Source organism: Pilosibacter fragilis (assembly GCF_032490495.1).
Lineage (GTDB): Bacteria > Bacillota > Clostridia > Lachnospirales > Lachnospiraceae > Pilosibacter > Pilosibacter fragilis.
Genome location: NZ_JAVYJB010000004.1, coordinates 131441 through 150182, shown reverse-complemented (window position 1 = coordinate 150182; position 18742 = coordinate 131441). Strand labels below are relative to the sequence as shown.

Below are 18742 nucleotides of genomic sequence, written 5' to 3'. Positions count from 1 at the left end.
TAAAATGTGCATAGTAATTACTGTACACGGGTAGGAGTTTTCTGAGCTGAAAATTCCGTACAATACAGTGGCGGTAGTGGATTTTGCCGATCTGGAATGCGAAGCATCGGCAAAATCAGTTACTGTTTGCGCAAAGCGTGAGCAGTAACGCATAGTATATATTTTGGAGGCACTCACCATGAAAGATTATGCTGACCTGCATACCCATACCATCGCCAGCGGACATGCCTATGGAACCATCACGGAGATGGTCCATGCCGCCGCTTTAAAGGACCTGCCGATCCTCGGCATCACCGAACACGCCCCGTCCATGCCCGGAAGCTGCGGGGAGATGCAGTTTTGTAACTTCAAAGTGATCCCGCCGGTCTTGGAGGGCGTCCGCCTTTTATTCGGCTGTGAGTTAAATATCGTAGATTATAAAGGAACCATCGACCTGTCGGAAAAGATGTTAAAGCGGTTATCCTACACCGTTGCCAGTCTCCATGACCTCTGCTTAAAGCCGGGAACAAGGGAAGAAAACACCTTCGCTGTCGTCACAGCATTAAAAAATCCATATGTCACGATCCTCGGACACCCGGATGACGGAAAATTCCCGCTGGACTACGAGGCGGTAGTGAAGACCGCAAAGGAGCACCACCGGATGATCGAGCTCAACAACACATCCCTGACCCCGGGCGGATCCCGCATCCACGCATACGAAAATGACCGGATCATTCTTCCTCTCTGTGCAAAATACAAGGTTCCGGTTATCATGAACAGCGATGCCCACTTTACGACGGCTGTCGGGGAACATGGACGGGCGGAGGCCCTCTTAAAGGAGTTAAACTTTCCGGAGGAACTGATCGCAAACTATCATCCGGAGATCCTGAAGGAATATATTCCGGATTTAGCTGACTTCCAGGGTTGAATCATCTGATAAAAGGGGGCTTGCCTTTACTGCTGGCAGCATATTTCAGCTGTCTGACAGCACAAAAAACGGCTGCGAAGTTTTATTTCACTTCACAGCCGTTTCCTCTTTCGTAAAAATCATTCCAGAATTACTTCAGCAGTTTGTCGACCTTCGCCCACAGTGCCTGCAGTTCCTTCTGATCGCTCAGACGGTCTTTCTGGATCCGGATAATATTCTCCAGCGCCGCATTCGCGCCGTCCGCATTTAACTTCTCGTCACAGGTCTTCTTCGCCTTTGTGTACGGGTCCATGCTCTCCTGATCCTCTTCCTGCTCTGCCTGGAGCTTCCGGATCTTCTCCACAAGCTTTACCGCCTCGTCCGACGGGTTCTTTACATCCTGCCAGTTTAAAAGGTGGGTGTTGTTCTCCGCGTTGATCGTATCCAGTGCAATACTGTTCTTTAACATCGTTTTCCAGTTGTCCGAGATCGCCGTCTCATACGTCTGCTTCGCAGTCTTATTATCCGCAAAAGCTGTCAACGGCATTCCCGCAAGACATACCAGAAGACCGAATAAAAATAAAATCCTCTTCATCTTCGTGTCCTCCTCATTGCAAGCTGATAATCAATCTCTTGACACTTTCGTGCTCCCGAGATACTAAAACATCTGAAACCCACCCGATTTTACTTTTTATTCAATAGGTGGATATTTTCCATGTTCCGTTCATTCAAAGAATATCTGCAAATGTCTGCTTATCACACTTACAAGTCCACTCTCTGAACTGTTATCATCTTATCACACTTCTGTCCATTCTTCTACGGCAAAGCTGCGGCAATCCTGCGGCAGTATGATCGTAAATATGGCACCTTCCGGCGAGGCTTTTGCCGCAATATCGCCTCCCATGTACTCCATGGAGCGTTTTGCGATGGAAAGCCCCAGCCCGTGATTTCCGTTCTTCCCTTTATAAAAGCGATCGAACAGATGAGGAAGATCGTCTTCCAGGATTCCCGGCCCGTCGTCCCGGATCGTGATCTTTAGCTGTTCCCCGTTCTCCTCCACGGAGATCCAGACCATCTCCTTTGCGTATCGGATACAGTTTGATGTCACATTCGAGAACGCCCGGCCTAAAAGCATCACATCCGAGATAATTTTATGCTCATCCCCCGGCAAAAATTCCAATTTTATTTTTTTCTGATACGCAAGTCCCTCAAGGCGCTCGATCTGGTCCTCGATGTACTCCCGGATCCCCAACTCCACCGGCACGACCTGGTACCGCATCTGGTCCATTCTCGTCAACGTCAGGATCCCGTCAACAACTTCCGTCAGGCGGCTGCTCTCGTCCAGGATCACGCCTGCTGCCTGGGAGACGTCCTCAAAGACGCCTCTCTGGATTCCCTGGGCATAACCGCTGATGGACATAAGCGGCGTTCTGAGCTCATGGGACGCGTTCTGGAAAAACACACGCTCCGCCTCGTCTGCCTTTAAGAGATTGTCCTGCATCTGGTTGATCTCATTCTCCAGCTCGTAGAGCTCCTTTACGTTGGTCCCAGTCTCGACTTTCTTAAACTTCTTCTCACCGATTCCCCGGGCTGCTTCGCAGAGACGGCTCACCGGAGTCGAAATACTTCCCGCGACGAACCAGAACAGCACAATGGACACGCCCGCCATCGCTCCCATAATCATGAGCACCAGTCTCGACACCTCATTTAAGATCACGCTGGTATCGTGGATCGGACAGTATAAGAGCACATTCTGGACATGACCGGGCCGGTTCTGACCCACATCCAGAAAATAGAGCATATATTTTGTGTCACCGATGGTCTCCTCCGTGATCTCCCCGCTCTCGAACGCCGGATCATTTCCGGTCATTCTCGTCAGAAATTCCGAGTACATCTGGGTCATCTCCGGCTGGTCATCATAGTTTTTCGGGTACAGCACCCGGTAATTATTTCCAATGACCAGCATTTTCGACTCCCCGGACTCTGTCTGAGCCGCGTTCCGCAGGGCACTCAAGAGACTCTTCCCGGCATCCGGCGCATTAGTTTCGTCCGGCACGTCCAGGTTGCTGTATTCGTCCGCCAGTTCCTCCACGGTCTTCACCATCTGCCCAAGGTCACGCTTCGCGTTGTAGTTCATATGTCCGTCCAGCGCATAGCCGAACACGAACCACGCCGCAACCGGGAACGCGATCAGAAGAAACATCACCGGGAGGAATATCTTCATCCGGATACTCAATTTCATGCCTCTCCTCCACTCGTCAGGCGAAATCCGTAGCCCCATACGGTCTCGATCTTCACGGTGCTCTTCTGGTCCTTCAGCTTCTTTCTGAGACGCTTCACCATGTCATCCACAGCTCGGGTGTCAACTTCCCTGCTGTCCACCTTCCAGAGAGATTTTAACAGGTCATCACGGCTCGCCGCATGTTCCTGGCGCTCCAGCATATGGCACAGGAAGTCGAATTCCAGCGGTGTCAGGGCAAAATCTTTGTCCTTTAACTTCGCGGCACGGCGCTTCGGGTAGAGCTTGATATCCCCGATCTCATAGGAATCCTTCGCCTCTTCCTCCTGTCCGGAGAATGTGTCCACGCGGCGGAATAACGCCTTGACTCTCGTCACAAGTTCCAGCGGCAGGAACGGTTTTACCATGTAATCGTCGCTTCCGAGAGTGATTCCGGTGATCCGGTCTAACGGGGAATCCTTTGCAGAGACAATGATGATCGGAACATGGCTCGTCTTCCGGATCTGGGTGCAGACCGTGAGGCCATCCATCCCCGGCATCATGATATCGAGGATGCAGAGGTCCGGCGCTTTTTTCTGGAACGCGTCAAGAAGGGACTCGCCATCCCCGAAGCACTCCACCTCATATCCCTCTTTTTCCAGGAAATTTTCTATCAGAAAACAAATGTTTTTTTCATCATCCGCCACATAGATCAGCTTTGGCATAATTTTCCCTCCTGTATTTCTATTATCTGCCAGGATGCGCAGCCCATTCCGCCGCCTTTCGGCAGTCTGCGTTCCCGAGTTTTAGCTTCTTTGTTAACGCCCATTATACCATGCCTTTCCTTGCATGGTAAATACCTGCCGCAGAATTGCCGCACGACCGCCCGGACCCGCGTCTCATTCTAATCATCTGAATATTGTAACTGTTCAGTGCCTCACAGTTACGGGCAAAAATCCATTCCAAATCGGCTTCGCCGATGGGATTTTTGCCTTTAAGCCTATGTTTTATTACGGTCAGCGCAGCAAGTGCGCAGACCTACTGAACAGTTACTGAATATTTTCAATTTCTGCTCCTGCATCCCGGAACAGAGGACAAAACTTCGCAGAAAATTGTCCGCAAGACTCTTTTTCCCATTGTACTTTTCAACAAACTATTGTAAACTAACTCTATATCACAGCGCAGTGTGAAAGAAATGTTTTTCCCACTCGCCATCCAACATTTTCAGAAAGGACGGAATCTCACATGAATAAAGACCTGGAATTTCTCACCCGCGTGATCGACGAAAAATCCGCGAAGATCCTGGATGCCAACGATAAGATCTGGGAGTATGCCGAGCTGGCGTTCCATGAGACAAAATCGGCTGCCCTGTTAAAATCAATCTTAAAAGAAGAGGGCTTTGCCTTGACGGAAGGCGATGCCGGAATCCCGACCTGCTTTACCGGAACCTTTTCCTACGGAACAGGAAAACCTGTCATGGGAATCCTCGGCGAGTATGATGCCCTGTCTTCCTTAAGCCAGAAGGCCGCTGACCCGCACAAGGAACCTTTAAAGGAAGGCGCTCCGGGACATGGCTGCGGCCACTGCGCGCTCGGTACCGGCGCTCTCGCCGCTGCCCTGGCTGTCAGGGAATACCTGATCGCCAACAAGAAGGACGGAACCATCATCTACTTCGGCTGCCCGGCTGAAGAAGGCGCAGGTTCCAAGCAGTTCATGGCCCGCGCAGGCATGTTCGACGATGTCGATTTCGTATACTCCTGGCACCCGGCAACAAAGAACGCCGTCGAGTGCAATCACAGCAACGCCATCATGGGCGCAAACTTCTATTTTAAGGGTGTTGCCTCCCATGCAGGCGCAACCCCATACCTCGGAAGAAGTGCCCTGGACGCCGTTGAACTCATGAACGTGGGCTGCAACTACCTGAGAGAGCACATGATCCCGGAAGCGAGGATCCACTACGCTTACATCGATGCCGGCGGAACCGCCCCGAACGTCGTACAGGATCACGCGACGATCCGCTACGAGGTCCGCTCTCCGTGGGTCTACCAGGTAAAAGAGCTCTTCGAGCGCGTAAAAAATGTTGCCCGCGGCGCCTCCATCATGACCGATACCACCTTTGAGTGCAAGCTTTCCATGGCGTTCACCGAATATCTTCCAAACAACGCCCTGGCGGCGGTTGCGGACGAGTGTTTACAGGAAGTCGGCGCTCCGAAATGGGATGACGCGGATTACAGGATGGCAAAGGAATTCTTAAATACCTACCCGGCGACCACCCTGGAAAACATCAAATCCCAGATCATTGAGACTTACGGGGAAGACCGCTTAGAGGAGATTCTTGAAAGGCCGCTGGATTCCGAGATCCACCCGTTCAACCCGGATAAGATCAAGCTGACCGCCGGCTCTACAGATGTGGGTGATGTCGGATACGCCGCCCCTACCTTAAATATCAATATTGCCACCGCATGTATCGGAAATGTCGGACACTCCTGGCAGATGGTTGCCCAGTCCTGCAGCCCGTTAGCCCACAAGGGACTCCTGACCGCAGCAAAAGTCCTGGCTCTCTCCTGCATCCGCACCATGGACCGCCCGGATGTGATCGAAGCCGCAAAGAAAGAACTCCACAAGAGAAACGGTGGACACTATTCCTGCCCGCTGCCGGATTCTGTTGAGCCGCCGTTAGATACATACTAAACCGTCGATTCACGGTTCTCCGCAGACTCCATCTTTCACAATTTGAAACTGCTTTATCTGTAAAATCTTGTCTGCGTGAGTTCAGTCTTTCATACAAAAAACGGATATTTTGTTACAGTTCAGCCATGCGCTGGTTTGAATGAGAAAGTGTGTTGCAAGCTTGCTTGCATAAGCACTTTTTCATCCAAATCAGCATATGGTGGAACCACCAAGCTTCTTGTTTTCATGAATATGAAAACAAGAAGATGTAATGGCTGAACTGTAACGATATTTTTCAGTAAGTTGATCAGGGTACATGTTCGTACTCTGATTTTCTGTTATAATGATAATATTTCAATAGCCTGTTCCTATACGGAACTAACCGGAAAGTATAAGCTCTCGACTTAAAATCCATGCTTTATCAGCCACTCAATACAGTGGTTCTACTGTGTATACAAGGGAGGAACGGAACATGAACATACTGATCGCCGCAGATTCCTTTAAGGGAAGCTGCTCTGCCAGACAAGTGACCGATACCATTGAACGTGCCGCAAAAAATGTAATCCCGGATGTGACCATCACAAAGATTCCTGTCGCTGACGGCGGAGAGGGAACCGTTGATGCCTTGGTTGCTGCCATGAAAGGAACAAAAGTCAGCGTTCCTGCCCATGATCCTTTGGGGCGCCCAATAACCGCCGAGTATGGACTTCTCCCGGACGGCAGCGCCGTGATCGAGACCGCTGCGGCGTCCGGACTTACCTTATTAAAACCTGAGGAGCGGGATGCCCTGCACGCGTCCACCTTTGGAACGGGCGAGCTGATCCGTCACGCCCTGGAACATAGAGTTAAAAAGATCATCTTAGGTCTCGGCGGAAGCGCCACCACCGACGGCGGCGCCGGGCTGGCAGGCGCCCTTGGAATCTCGTTTCTCGATAAGGATGGGAAGGAACTGGAACCAGGCGGTGTCCACTTAAGGGAACTTGCCTCGATCTCCACGGATGGGCTTTTGAGGGAAGCCGCCGGATGCGAGTTTTTGGTTGCCTGCGATGTAAAAAATCACCTTTGCGGAGCCCTCGGAGCAGCTGCCGTGTTCGGACCTCAGAAAGGGGCTGATGAGGAGCAGGTGAAGATTCTTGACACGGCGCTCGCTCACTATGCCGCAGTTTTGAAGGATAAACTCCACTGCGCTGCCGCCGACACCGACGGGAGCGGAGCGGCAGGCGGCCTGCTCTGCGGAATTCTCCCGTATTTCCCGGTGACGATCTGCTCGGGAATCGACCTGGTTCTGGATCTCACGGATTTCGATGAGCATGTGAAGCAGGCGGACCTTGTAATTACGGGCGAAGGACGGATTGACTTCCAGTCCGCGCTGGGAAAAGTTCCTGTCGGTGTCGCGGAACGCGCAAAAAAAGTCAGGAATGTTCCGGTGGTTGCCATCGCCGGGGCGAAAGGCGACGGATGCGAAACGCTTTATAATTTCGGGATCGATGCGATCTTCGACACGGTTCCGGGCGTCATGTCGTTGGAGGATGTGATGAGTCGTGCGGAGGAGAATCTGCTGAATACTGCAGAGAATGTGCTTAGACTGTTTCAGATTGGAAATATTTTCACTTTCTGAGCCTTTTGGCGGATACTCTTCTGTGTTTTATCTGCCCACAATTTTTTCAAAAAAGGAGACGATTATATATGAAGCTTGTAGTTTTAGATGGATATACAGAAAACCCGGGCGATTTAAGCTGGAACGCGTTAAAAGAATTCGGTGACCTCACCGTCTATGACAGAACTTCCTTCACAGAATCACCTCTGATCACTGAACGTATCGGTGATGCCGAGATTATCATCACAAATAAGACCCCGATCTCCCGTGAGACCATCGACAAGTGTCCGCGTATCAAGCTGATCGCGGCTCTCGCCACCGGCTACAATGTCATCGACTATAACTACGCCGCTGAAAAGGGAATTCCTGTCGTAAATGTTCCGACATACGGAACCGCATCTGTCAGCCAGTTCTCCATCGCTCTTCTCCTTGAGATCTGCCATCACGTCGGCCACCATGACAAGACTGTCCATGAAGGAAAATGGGCTGAAAACATTGACTGGTGCTACTGGGACTATCCGCTGATCGAGCTGGAGGGAAAGACCATGGGCATCATCGGCTTCGGGCGCATCGGTCAGGCTGAGGGACGCATCGCGAAAGCGCTCGGCATGAACGTCATCGCCTATGACCTCTACCCGAATGAATCCGGCCGCGCGATCGCGGATTACGTTACCCAGGATGAGCTTTTCGCGAAGGCTGACGTGATCTCCCTGCACTGCAATCTGACCCCGGAAAACGCAGGACTCATCAACCGGGAAAATATCGCGAAAATGAAGGACGGCGTGATTCTTCTGAACAATGCCCGCGGGCAGCTTGTCAACGAGGTGGACCTCGCAGAAGCGCTTGCTTCCGGCAAAGTCGCTGCCGCCGGTCTCGATGTCGTTTCCACTGAGCCGATCAAGGCTGACAACCCGCTCTTAAAAGCTCCAAACTGCATCATCACCCCGCATATTTCATGGGCTCCGAAGGAAAGCCGCAGGCGGATCATGGACTGCACTGTGGAGAATATCCGGGCGTTCTTAAACGGAAAACCGGTTCATGTAGTGAACATGAAATAATTTTGACTGGGCATATCAGGCTTTTTAGCGCCACTGTGTCACAGGAAATTATCTGGAATTTCCTGTGACATTTCATTTCAAAAATTCCTGTCGTCATTTGCTATCCAGGAGAAAGGAAATGTTCCGTTCCTTACGATACTGAACTACATTTAAAATTATGAATGAATCGATCCACAAATATTTCCGCGTCGGTGCGCTCCAATGGATGAGTTTTCCCGACAAAGCCTCCCTCATGGAACCGGCTCCATACGCGGCAAAATTCGGCGCCGAGATGCGGATGACCCACAACAATTTCGGTCTTCTCGTAGATCTCTCCCACATCCCGGTCACCCATGAGACCAGCCAGTTCGTCTTCCGCACGCTCCGCCCTTACATCACCCATTTAAAAATACGTTCCATCCCGGTGTGCCAACGGTTCTTTCTAAGCTCTGGATGAAAGAATCGTACCTGCCGTAGATGGAACGTATTTTTTCGCTTTCTAGTCATTCTACTTATTTTTTCTTTCTGGATTTTTCGCACGTCAAGTGCATCAATTTGTCAAACACTTGCAATTGTTTATCTATTTTCTTCCTTCTCCGCGCTTCTCACCGTATTCACCATATACCGGATGACTTCCACCGGGTAATCTCCGACCGCAGTCTCCCCTGTCACCATGATTGAAGCAGCGCCATCCATCACAGCATGGAAGATATCATTTACCTCCGCACGGGTCGGGACAGGGCTACGCTCCATGGAGGCCAGCATCTGGGTCACTACCATGAACGGCTTTCCCGCCGCCCGGCACTTCTCGGCGATCTGGCGCTGGACACCCGGAAGGTCCCAGAGATGAACGGCATTTCCAAGGTCACCCCTGGCGATCACGATCTCATCCGCCGCCGGAAGAAGTTTCTCCAGTTTCCGGACGCCATCCATATTTTCGATCTTCGCGAAGAGCCTGATATCCTCCGCTCCCGCCTCCCGAAGCGCCTCTTTTACGCACTCCAAGTCACTGTGATCTCTCACAAATGGCTGCATGACACCGGTCACGCCCATCTCTTTTGCGATCTTAATGTTTGCAAGGTCAGAATTTGTCAGCGTCGGCGGATAGATCTTCGCGCCCGGAAGAGCCGCGCTCTTTCTGCTCTTTAGGAGACCGCCCCAGAGGACCTTTGCGAAATAACGCTTTTCCTGAGTGTTTTCTCCACCATTCTCGGTCACATTTTCCGCTTTTTCCACAATTTTTAAATGGATCTTCCCATCGTCCAGGAGAACTTCCTGGCCCGGAATCAGGTATGGGAAAGTGAGTTCCGGAAGCATGATCTTCGCATACTCTCCAGGTGCTTTCACATGGTCACGTTTATTTTGGGACCGATCAGCGTTTCCAGAACCTTTTCCAAATGTATTTTTCTCAGCTGGTATTTTCTCGATATCTTTATTTTCAGATTTCTGTGCGATTTCTTTTCTATCTGCCCCACCTACTGAGGAATCCTTCACTTTTTCTGGGATTCCGCATATCTCTACAATATCCCCATTCTTCAACGAAACAGGCTCAGAGATGGTTCCAGTTCGCAGTTCCGGTCCCTGAAGGTCCACGAGAAGCTGCGGTTTTACCCCGCATTTTTCTGCTGCGCGCTTCATCTTTCCAATCAGATCCCCTGACTCTGCGAGCGTAACATGGGACAGGTTCAGCCGCATTCCTGTCATTCCCAGTGAAAACATCTCCGCCAGCACCTTCTCGCTTGCGCACGCCGGTCCCAGCGTTCCGTATATATTCACCATCTAAACGTCCTCCTGATCCTTATTCTTCCTCAAGCATATCATAAGGCGATGGGATTGTCATCCAGTTTCCCTGCGGGAAGAACTTTTCCCGACTTTCCTGGCTACAGAACCTGCCACCGGCAGCTTTTTCCAGATGCATGGCAATATAAAAGGTGCGCCAGACCTTTTTTCTCTGTCCGCCACACCTTCTTTTATCGAAGATCCCATTCTTTATTTATCTTTCAAAAACCTTAAACCTGGATTCTATCCGCAACTTCACATCCGATCGCGACTCTGCACATGTCATTTCCAATGATCATCCAGTCATTGTTCCGCAGGATCACATCGATCGGGTTTCCCTCGCAGAAATCGTGGCGATGAAGAAAATCCATCACCTTCTGGTTTCCGAGCATCCACTTAATTGTATAACGTTCCCCTGATTTTGCCGTTGATAAAGCCTGCATAATAACGCCCCCTGATCCTATGCTTTACAATTGTTTTATCGGATATTGTCTGTAAATTTATATGAATTTATTCATTTTGTATCTTCTTTTTATAGAATACTCCTCAAACTATTGGTTAGTCAAGCGTAAAATCAGTTAGGTGCATGTAATCTTTTCGTCTACGGCAAAATCACAAATTCGGTACTGCTAACATAGCATATATTGTTTTTGTAACAGAAAAACCCGCAGAACAAAGTTCTGCGGGTCTCTTACGCTTGGACACAAATATCTCACGGAGATACTATATTTATTTTTTCGGTGCAAAGCACCTCGGTATTAGATTCGTTGATTACTCGATGATTGTAGCAACTCTACCGGAACCAACAGTTCTGCCGCCCTCACGGATAGCGAAACGAAGACCCTGCTCCATAGCTACCGGATGGATAAGCTCGATTGTCATCTCAACGTTGTCGCCCGGCATGCACATCTCTGTACCTTCCGGAAGCTCGCAAACGCCTGTAACGTCTGTTGTTCTGAAGTAGAACTGCGGACGATAGTTGTTGAAGAACGGTGTATGACGACCACCCTCGTCTTTAGTAAGAACGTAAACCTGAGCTGTGAATTTCTTGTGGCAGGTTACGGAACCCGGTTTAACAAGACACTGACCTCTCTGGATCTCTGTTCTCTGAACACCACGAAGAAGAGCACCGATGTTATCACCAGCCTGAGCCTGGTCAAGGAGCTTACGGAACATCTCGATACCAGTTACAACTGTCTTACGAGTCTCCTCGTGAATACCAACGATCTCAACCTCATCATTAAGTTTAAGAGTACCACGCTCTACACGGCCTGTAGCAACTGTACCACGACCTGTGATTGTGAATACATCCTCGATCGGCATAAGGAACGGCTTATCTGTGTCACGAACCGGATCCGGAATGTAGCTATCTACAGCGTCCATAAGTTCCATGATCTTGTCGCCCCACTCACCATTCGGATCCTCAAGAGCCTTAAGAGCGGAACCCTGGATGATCGGAGTGTCATCGCCCGGGAACTCGTACTCGTTAAGAAGATCTCTGATCTCCATCTCTACGAGCTCAAGAAGCTCCGGATCGTCAACCATATCGCACTTGTTCATGAATACTACGATGTACGGTACGCCTACCTGACGGGAAAGCAGGATGTGCTCTCTTGTCTGAGCCATAACACCATCAGTAGCAGCTACAACGAGGATAGCACCATCCATCTGAGCAGCACCAGTGATCATGTTCTTTACATAGTCAGCATGGCCTGGGCAGTCAACGTGTGCATAGTGTCTCTTCTCTGTCTGATACTCAACGTGAGCTGTAGAGATTGTGATACCACGTTCTCTCTCTTCCGGAGCTTTATCGATATCTTCAAAGTTCTCAGCTGTGTTACCTGCAACTCTTGCTGCAAGAACTTTTGTGATTGCTGCTGTTAATGTTGTTTTACCATGGTCAACGTGTCCAATGGTACCAATGTTACAATGCGGTTTGGTTCTTTCAAACTTAGCTTTTGCCATTTTAAAACGTCCTCCTTAATTTTGCGCCCATTGGGCTATCATATTTAACTTAGGCTGAATACTATTATATTCCATTCGAAAAAGTTTTTCAAGCCTATTCTTGCTATATGCAAGAGGAAACCGGAAATAATCCCGTGGGATTATTTCGCAGCGCCCTTTCTCTCAGCGATGATCTTCTCCTGAACGCTCTTCGGTACCTGCTCATACTTCTCGAAGAACATGGAGTAGTTACCACGACCCTGTGTTCTGGAACGAAGGTCTGTGGAGTAGCCGAACATCTCAGCAAGCGGAACATATGCCTTAACCATCTTGCCGCCGCCGATATCTTCCATACCCTCGATACGTCCACGACGTGCGTTAACGTCACCGATAACGTCGCCCATGTACTCCTCAGGCATTGTAACCTCTACCTTCATGATCGGCTCAAGAAGTACCGGGTTACCTTTCGCCATAGCATCCTTGAATGCCATGGAACCAGCGATGTGGAATGCCATCTCGGAAGAGTCGACCTCATGGTAAGATCCATCATATACATCTGCAGCTACGCCGAGTACCGGGAATCCGCCAAGGATACCGGCCTTTGTAGCCTCTTCGATACCTTCGCCGACAGCCGGAATGTATTCCTTCGGAATAGCACCGCCGACAACGGAAGAAGTGAACTTGAATGTCTCTTCGCCGTTCGGATCCATCGGTGTGAAGTGTACTTTACAGTGACCGTACTGTCCACGACCACCGGACTGCTTCGCGTACTTGCTGTCTACGTCAACAGCCTTAGTCATTGTCTCTTTATAAGCAACCTGCGGAGCACCAACGTTAGCCTCTACCTTGAATTCACGAAGGAGACGGTCAACGATGATTTCCAGATGCAGCTCACCCATACCGGAGATGATGGTCTGGCCTGTTTCTGTATCAGTATGAACACGGAATGTCGGGTCCTCTTCAGCAAGCTTTGCAAGAGCCTCGCCCATCTTATCCTGTCCGGCTTTTGTCTTCGGCTCGATTGCGATATCGATAACCGGCTCCGGGAATACCATGGACTCAAGGATTACCGGATGCTGCTCGTCACAGATTGTATCACCAGTTGTTGTGGACTTGAATCCAACTGCAGCGGCGATATCACCGGAGTAAACCTTGTCAAGCTCGTGTCTCTTGTTTGCATGCATCTGAAGGATACGGCCAACACGCTCTTTTTTATCTTTTGTTGCGTTTAATACGTAGGAACCGGAGTTCATTGTTCCGGAGTAAACACGGAAGAATGCAAGTTTACCTACGAACGGGTCTGTCATGATCTTGAATGCAAGTGCGGAGAACGGCTCATCATCGGAAGAATGACGAACTACTTCGTTGCCCTCAAGGTCAACGCCCTTGATCGGCGGGATGTCAAGCGGAGACGGCATGTACTCGATGATCGCATCAAGGAGCTTCTGTACGCCTTTGTTTCTGTATGCTGTACCGCAGCATACCGGAATTGCCTGACACTCGCAGGTTGCTTTACGAAGAACCTTCTTCATCTCATCAACGGTCGGCTCCTCACCCTCAAGATACTGCATCATGAGGTCATCATCGAGCTCGCAGATCTTCTCAACGAGTTCGCCGTGGTAAAGCTCTGCATCATCTGCCATATCTTCCGGAATGTCTGTTACGGAGATATCATCGCCCTTATCATCATTGTAGATGTAAGCCTTCATCTCGAAGAGGTCGATGATTCCCTTGAACTCGTCTTCCTTACCGATCGGGAGCTGGATGCAGATCGCGTTCTTGCCAAGTCTTGTACGGATCTGATCTACACAGCCGTAGAAGTTTGCACCAAGGATATCCATCTTGTTGATGAATGCCATTCTCGGTACGTTGTAGGTATCAGCCTGACGCCATACGTTCTCGGACTGCGGCTCTACACCACCCTTTGCACAGAAAACGCCAACAGCGCCATCAAGTACACGGAGGGAACGCTCAACCTCAACAGTGAAGTCTACGTGGCCTGGTGTATCGATGATGTTGATACGGTGCTCAAGTGCGCCAGCCTTCGGCTTTGTCTTTTCCTGAAGAGTCCAGTGACAAGTCGTAGCTGCGGATGTGATCGTGATACCTCTCTCCTGCTCCTGCTCCATCCAGTCCATGGTAGCTGTACCTTCGTGAGTATCACCGATCTTATAGTTAATACCAGTATAATAAAGGATACGCTCTGTCGTTGTTGTCTTACCAGCATCGATATGAGCCATGATTCCGATATTTCTGGTTCTCTCTAACGGATATTCTCTTCCAGCCAAGGATTTTTCCTCCTATTAGAATCTGTAGTGAGCAAATGCCTTGTTAGCCTCAGCCATCTTATGCATTTCCTCTTTCTTCTTTACAGATGCGCCTGTGTTGTTTGCAGCATCCATAATCTCGTTTGCAAGTCTCTCTACCTGGGTCTTCTCGCTTCTCTTACGGGAATAGAGAGTGATCCAGCGAAGGCCTAATGCCTGTCTTCTCTCCGGCTTAACCTCGATCGGTACCTGGTATGTTGCACCACCGATACGTTTTGCCTTAACCTCGAGAACCGGCATGATGTTGTTCATAGCCTCTTCAAATACTTCTACAGCGTCCTTACCAGTCTTTTCAGCGACCTCTTCGAAAGCGCCGTAAACAATCTTCTGAGCAACGCCCCTCTTACCATCAAGCATGATGTTGTTGATCAGCTTGGTTACAACTTTGTTGCTGTAAAGCGGGTCTGCTAATACGTCTCTTTTCTGAGTATGTCCTTTACGTGGCACGTTACTTCCCTCCTTAATTATAAAAATTATATCATCGGTACTCACATGTTTCCATAAAATGTGTTCGCGCGCGGTTTTCTATCTATTTCCTGCAACCACAGGTCAAATACCACCGGCACTAATATGCGTTGTACGCATTCACTTTATTCCTGTTAGTGATCCCTATGCGGTTGTTCAAGTTTCTATCGACCGCCACTTAAGACGGGAAACTCGAACTCCGCTTCGCTACGTTTGAGTAGCAATAATTGCTTCGCAATTATTTTTTATCTTTCGGTCTCTTTGCGCCGTACTTGGAGCGAGCCTGTCTTCTGTTGGCAACGCCTGCAGTATCAAGAGTACCTCTGATGATGTGGTATCTGGTACCCGGAAGGTCCTTAACACGACCACCACGGATCAGAACAACGGAGTGCTCCTGAAGGTTATGTCCCTCACCCGGGATATAGCTTGTTACTTCAATACCGTTGGAAAGACGTACTCTGGCAATCTTTCTAAGAGCGGAGTTCGGCTTCTTAGGAGTTGCAGTCTTAACAGCTGTGCATACACCTCTCTTCTGCGGAGCAGATGTATCTGTGGCTTTCTTATGAAGGGAATTGTATCCTTTCTGGAGTGCCGGAGCTGTAGATTTCTTTACAGTAGTCTCTCTACCTTTTCTTACTAACTGGTTAAATGTTGGCATTCTTTTCACCTCCTGTGATATTGACTGTTGGTTGCTGCTTTCAGCCTTTATGCGCACAAAAAACGGGACGTACCCGATGCACGCCCCATTATTATATACAGAGTTTTTCTGCATGTCAAGGAGAAACCTTAAATTTTCTTTGAAAATACGGCGTTTTTCGATCATGACACGCCTGGATGAGTTGTCTCAAATTTATCTCTTGTGATTTTGACAGGTTTGGCCTGTTTTTCTCCTGCCAGGAGACTACTCTCCAAGACAGAACATGTCCACGGTCACATCAGCGAGAAGATCTCCCTTTTCATCTGTCACTTCACTGCGGACGATTGTGATGGATCTGCCGCGGCGGATCAAGATGCCTTTTGCATAGACCGTTCCCTCCGATACGTTCCGGATAAAGTTTATATGGGCACTCTGGGTCACATATTTTCTTCCGTCGGCTCTGGCCGTGAGGCCTGTTACCACATCTGCCAGAGCATAGAGCATTCCGCCATGGACCATGCCCATCAGGTTTGTCACGCCGTGAGTGATCTTCATACTGATCTCACTGCATTCCGGGGAGATCTTTTCAATCTTCATATTGGTATATCCCATAAATGGATTGTGTTTTACATACTCGTCCGGGTCGAGGACGTTCCATGTTTCTTTCATGACTTTTTCCTCCTTCTGCGTTCCGGCAGTGTCAATAATCCCATCGCACAGCCGGTCCGGAATAGATTTTTGCCCGCAACTGCAAAGGTACTGAACTGTTACAAGCACTGTATATTTTCAGACAGGATTTTACCATACCGGAAATTTTCATGCAAGACCCCCGGTGCGATTTGATCCCCCCCGATGCGATTTAGTCCACATCCGATACACATTCTGGAACGATACCGCTCCCGGGCTGAACCGTTACAAATCTCTTTCGATCCTGAGGGAGACCGCATCTGCGGTCTCCTCTTTTAATCTATCCTTCGTTAGGGATTGGGTGCCAGAAGTCCAGCCGTTCTCAGATTTGCAAGTAATTCATTAAACTGATTCACCACGTTCTCCGAGTCTGTGGCATTTGCCACCGGAGCGGCCGCTGTCACTGTCCCTGCGGGACCTGTCGGACCGGTTGGCCCCTGTGGACCCATCGCACCTGTCGCTCCCACTGCTCCTGCCGGACCCATCGGGCCCATCGGACCTGTCGCTCCCACTGCTCCTGCCGGACCTATCGGACCCATCGGACCTGTCGCTCCCACTGCTCCTGCCGGACCCATCGGGCCCATCGGACCTGTCGCTCCCACTGCTCCTGCCGGACCCATCGGGCCCATCGGACCTGTCGCTCCCACTGCTCCTGCCGGACCCATCGGGCCTATCGGGCCTGTCGCTCCCACTGCTCCTGCCGGACCCATCGGGCCCATCGCTCCTGTCGCTCCCGGCGCTCCTGCCGGACCCATCGGACCTGTCGCTCCCACTGCTCCTGCCGGACCCATCGGGCCCATCGGCCCTGTCACCCCCGGCGCTCCTGCCGGTCCCATCGGGCCCATCGGGCCTGTCGCTCCCGGCGCTCCGTCAAATCCCGGAAACCCCTGTGGACCTCTCGGTCCTTCAGGCCCCGGGCATCCCTGAGGGCCTCTCGGACCCTGCGGTCCTCGGCAGCAGCAGGTTCCGTGTCTCCAGCCATATCCCCAGCCGCTTCCGCAATTTCCGCCACAGCCGCCTCTTCTGTTTCCTCCGCAGCCACAATTCCCACCGCAGCCACCTCTTCCATCTCCGCCACAGCCCTGCGTTCCGTCCCAGCGGTCTCTTCCGTCTCGGCCACAGCAACAGTTCCCATCCCAGTGTCCTCTCTCGTCTCCACCCCGGCAGCTCTCTGCTCTGCAGTCCTCGTTCTCCCAGAAATCATATTCATAATTGCGCATGATCAATTCCCCTTTCAGCATATTTTCCTGGCGGACATCCCATACAGGTTGTTCGCTTACTATAATCTATGCTGCCCGTCCGAAACTGCTACTTCTGCGATTTTTTGTCCAAAACTCCTGCTGTCACCTCACTGGATCCATTCAATTTGCCGCTCTTTTCTTTTCTCAAAATATTTCCTGTTTAACTGGCATGTCTCCGTCCCCGGCCGGCACCTCTCCGCCAGCTCATTATACCGCTCCGCCGTTTTCCATTCCCCCAGCCTGTCATAGCATACACACATCTGCAGATACGGAATATATCCCCGGCACTCCGGCATCACAAAACCGTCCTCCCCGGTCCACCTTCCGGTCTGAACTGCCTGCCCGTACCAGAAAATTGCGTCGCGATAGCGCCTGGCCGAGAAGAACCACCATCCGAGATCACAGCAGAGCTCCGGCTTCGGGATCCCCTCAGAAAGTCCGGAAAGCAGAAACTTTAGTGCCCGGTCCCGGTCTCCGATCCGATACATACAGTACGCTCCATGCCTGCAGGCATCCACCCGGTCTTCCCGCCAGCCATCCGGCAGTTCCAGATATTCCGAAAATACGGAAGCGGCATCCCGGTATCTTCTGTGGTAATATAATTCCTTTCCGTAATAATACTGATCCCGCGGAGATAATTTTCCATTCTCCCGGAGCATCTGCTCAAATATCCGAAGATTCCTGTCCGGATCCCCTGTCCCCACTTTCCGGTGCTCGATCATGATATCTTCCCGCACTACTTTTCCAAAGGGTTCCACTGCCTCGTGGATGCGCCCTTTCCATACGGCTTTTCCGCACCGCCTTAAAAGACGTTCTCTATAAAAGAAAAATGACGGTGCGCCATCCCCGTCATATCCAACCGCGTATTTCATCATCACCACATCCGGCCATTCGTCATCCAGCTGTCTCTTAAGATCCATTAATTTTCTCCGTTCCTCCTGCCTTACCACATCATCTGCATCCAGCCAGAACAGGTAATCCCCCGTTCCCCTGGAAAAAGCAAAATTTCTCGCCGCTGCAAAGTCATCCTTCCATTTAAAATCATAAACCTTGTCCGTAAAAGAAAATGCGATCTCCTTCGTCCGGTCCGTAGATCCCGTGTCCACAATTATGATCTCATCCGCAAATCCCTGCACGCAGGCCAGGCATCTTCCGAGGACCTTTTCCTCATTGCGCACGATCATGCATAGGCTGATGGATACCATAATCTCTCCCTCTTTGTCCTGTTTCTTCTATCTTAATATATGAGAGATG

The 18742-nt window shown here is 50.4% G+C and carries 17 protein-coding genes; 4 read left to right on the top strand and 13 right to left on the bottom strand.

Annotated features, from left to right (window positions below; translation table 11 throughout):
* Positions 1–178: 178 nt before the first annotated feature.
* The gene (locus ABCW45_RS05020; protein WP_117469202.1) at positions 179–907 is read left to right on the top strand and encodes a phosphatase; all 729 of its coding nucleotides are present in this window, start codon (positions 179–181) and stop codon (positions 905–907) included.
* A 130-nt stretch (positions 908–1037) separates the two neighbouring features.
* On the opposite strand, the gene ABCW45_RS05015 is transcribed toward ABCW45_RS05020, so the two are convergent.
* From ABCW45_RS05015 to ABCW45_RS05005, 3 genes are all read right to left on the bottom strand, one after another.
* A complete protein-coding gene (locus ABCW45_RS05015) occupies positions 1038–1481 on the bottom strand; it encodes a hypothetical protein (protein ID WP_015553347.1) in 444 nt (147 codons plus the stop codon).
* Between the two features lie 201 nt (positions 1482–1682).
* Entirely contained in the window at positions 1683–3128 is a 1446-nt protein-coding gene (locus ABCW45_RS05010) for a sensor histidine kinase (protein ID WP_343220411.1), read from the bottom strand.
* Positions 3125–3829 carry a response regulator transcription factor gene (locus ABCW45_RS05005; RefSeq protein WP_343220410.1) on the bottom strand — a complete coding sequence of 235 codons (705 nt, stop codon included), beginning with the start codon at positions 3827–3829 and terminating at the stop codon, positions 3125–3127. Before ABCW45_RS05005 ends, ABCW45_RS05010 begins: the two co-directional genes overlap by 4 nt.
* A 520-nt stretch (positions 3830–4349) precedes the next feature.
* Between ABCW45_RS05005 and ABCW45_RS05000 the strand changes: the two genes are divergently transcribed.
* The 3 genes from ABCW45_RS05000 to ABCW45_RS04990 all read left to right on the top strand — a co-directional run bounded on the left by ABCW45_RS05000 (position 4350) and on the right by ABCW45_RS04990 (position 8429).
* Positions 4350–5795 (top strand): amidohydrolase, encoded by a 1446-nt coding sequence (locus ABCW45_RS05000; RefSeq protein WP_343220409.1) that lies wholly within the window; start codon positions 4350–4352, stop codon positions 5793–5795.
* Between the two features lie 451 nt (positions 5796–6246).
* A complete protein-coding gene (locus ABCW45_RS04995) occupies positions 6247–7392 on the top strand; it encodes a glycerate kinase family protein (protein WP_343220408.1) in 1146 nt (381 codons plus the stop codon).
* 68 nt (positions 7393–7460) lie between these two features.
* Positions 7461–8429 (top strand): D-2-hydroxyacid dehydrogenase, encoded by a 969-nt coding sequence (locus ABCW45_RS04990; RefSeq protein WP_343220407.1) that lies wholly within the window; start codon positions 7461–7463, stop codon positions 8427–8429.
* A gap of 130 nt (positions 8430–8559) precedes the next feature.
* Here ABCW45_RS04990 and ABCW45_RS17905 read toward each other — a convergent pair whose 3' ends face one another.
* The 10 genes from ABCW45_RS17905 to ABCW45_RS04940 form a co-directional block, all read right to left on the bottom strand.
* The gene (locus tag ABCW45_RS17905; RefSeq protein WP_425518589.1) at positions 8560–8811 is read right to left on the bottom strand and encodes a hypothetical protein; all 252 of its coding nucleotides are present in this window, start codon (positions 8809–8811) and stop codon (positions 8560–8562) included.
* Between the two features lie 173 nt (positions 8812–8984).
* On the bottom strand, positions 8985–10187 hold the full coding sequence (locus ABCW45_RS04980) for a pyruvate kinase (protein WP_343220406.1): 1203 nt from the start codon (positions 10185–10187) through the stop codon (positions 8985–8987).
* A 230-nt stretch (positions 10188–10417) separates the two neighbouring features.
* The gene (locus ABCW45_RS04975; protein ID WP_015553338.1) at positions 10418–10630 is read right to left on the bottom strand and encodes a FeoA family protein; all 213 of its coding nucleotides are present in this window, start codon (positions 10628–10630) and stop codon (positions 10418–10420) included.
* A gap of 328 nt (positions 10631–10958) precedes the next feature.
* Entirely contained in the window at positions 10959–12152 is a 1194-nt protein-coding gene (gene tuf, locus ABCW45_RS04970; protein WP_015553337.1) for an elongation factor Tu, read from the bottom strand.
* Between the two features lie 140 nt (positions 12153–12292).
* Positions 12293–14419, bottom strand: a complete 2127-nt coding sequence (gene fusA / locus ABCW45_RS04965) for an elongation factor G (protein WP_343220405.1) — start codon at positions 14417–14419, stop codon at positions 12293–12295.
* Between the two features lie 15 nt (positions 14420–14434).
* A complete protein-coding gene (gene rpsG, locus ABCW45_RS04960; protein WP_021905592.1) occupies positions 14435–14905 on the bottom strand; it encodes a 30S ribosomal protein S7 in 471 nt (156 codons plus the stop codon).
* Between the two features lie 256 nt (positions 14906–15161).
* Positions 15162–15581: a 30S ribosomal protein S12 gene (gene rpsL, locus ABCW45_RS04955; RefSeq protein ID WP_117483763.1), complete on the bottom strand. Its 420-nt coding sequence runs from the start codon at positions 15579–15581 to the stop codon at positions 15162–15164.
* Between the two features lie 243 nt (positions 15582–15824).
* Entirely contained in the window at positions 15825–16229 is a 405-nt protein-coding gene (locus ABCW45_RS04950; RefSeq protein WP_015553334.1) for a PaaI family thioesterase, read from the bottom strand.
* 308 nt (positions 16230–16537) lie between these two features.
* Entirely contained in the window at positions 16538–17467 is a 930-nt protein-coding gene (locus ABCW45_RS04945) for a collagen-like domain-containing protein (protein WP_343220404.1), read from the bottom strand.
* 128 nt (positions 17468–17595) lie between these two features.
* On the bottom strand, positions 17596–18693 hold the full coding sequence (locus ABCW45_RS04940; RefSeq protein WP_343220403.1) for a glycosyltransferase: 1098 nt from the start codon (positions 18691–18693) through the stop codon (positions 17596–17598).
* Between the last annotated feature and the right edge of the window lie 49 nt (positions 18694–18742).

What these genes read in the sequence shown, in the direction of transcription:
- ABCW45_RS05015 (WP_015553347.1), bottom strand. Translation starts at nt 1,481, where the DNA reads ATGAAGAGGATTTTATTTTTATTCGGTCTTCTGGTATGTCTTGCGGGA.
- ABCW45_RS17905 (WP_425518589.1), bottom strand. Translation starts at nt 8,811, where the DNA reads ATGGGTGATGTAAGGGCGGAGCGTGCGGAAGACGAACTGGCTGGTCTC.
- ABCW45_RS04945 (WP_343220404.1), bottom strand. Translation starts at nt 17,467, where the DNA reads ATGCGCAATTATGAATATGATTTCTGGGAGAACGAGGACTGCAGAGCA.
- ABCW45_RS04990 (WP_343220407.1), top strand. Translation starts at nt 7,461, where the DNA reads ATGAAGCTTGTAGTTTTAGATGGATATACAGAAAACCCGGGCGATTTA.
- ABCW45_RS04995 (WP_343220408.1), top strand. Translation starts at nt 6,247, where the DNA reads ATGAACATACTGATCGCCGCAGATTCCTTTAAGGGAAGCTGCTCTGCC.
- ABCW45_RS04980 (WP_343220406.1), bottom strand. Translation starts at nt 10,187, where the DNA reads ATGGTGAATATATACGGAACGCTGGGACCGGCGTGCGCAAGCGAGAAG.
- ABCW45_RS05005 (WP_343220410.1), bottom strand. Translation starts at nt 3,829, where the DNA reads ATGCCAAAGCTGATCTATGTGGCGGATGATGAAAAAAACATTTGTTTT.
- ABCW45_RS04975 (WP_015553338.1), bottom strand. Translation starts at nt 10,630, where the DNA reads ATGCAGGCTTTATCAACGGCAAAATCAGGGGAACGTTATACAATTAAG.
- ABCW45_RS04950 (WP_015553334.1), bottom strand. Translation starts at nt 16,229, where the DNA reads ATGAAAGAAACATGGAACGTCCTCGACCCGGACGAGTATGTAAAACAC.
- ABCW45_RS04940 (WP_343220403.1), bottom strand. Translation starts at nt 18,693, where the DNA reads ATGGTATCCATCAGCCTATGCATGATCGTGCGCAATGAGGAAAAGGTC.
- rpsL (WP_117483763.1), bottom strand. Translation starts at nt 15,581, where the DNA reads ATGCCAACATTTAACCAGTTAGTAAGAAAAGGTAGAGAGACTACTGTA.
- ABCW45_RS05000 (WP_343220409.1), top strand. Translation starts at nt 4,350, where the DNA reads ATGAATAAAGACCTGGAATTTCTCACCCGCGTGATCGACGAAAAATCC.
- ABCW45_RS05020 (WP_117469202.1), top strand. Translation starts at nt 179, where the DNA reads ATGAAAGATTATGCTGACCTGCATACCCATACCATCGCCAGCGGACAT.
- ABCW45_RS05010 (WP_343220411.1), bottom strand. Translation starts at nt 3,128, where the DNA reads ATGAAATTGAGTATCCGGATGAAGATATTCCTCCCGGTGATGTTTCTT.
- tuf (WP_015553337.1), bottom strand. Translation starts at nt 12,152, where the DNA reads ATGGCAAAAGCTAAGTTTGAAAGAACCAAACCGCATTGTAACATTGGT.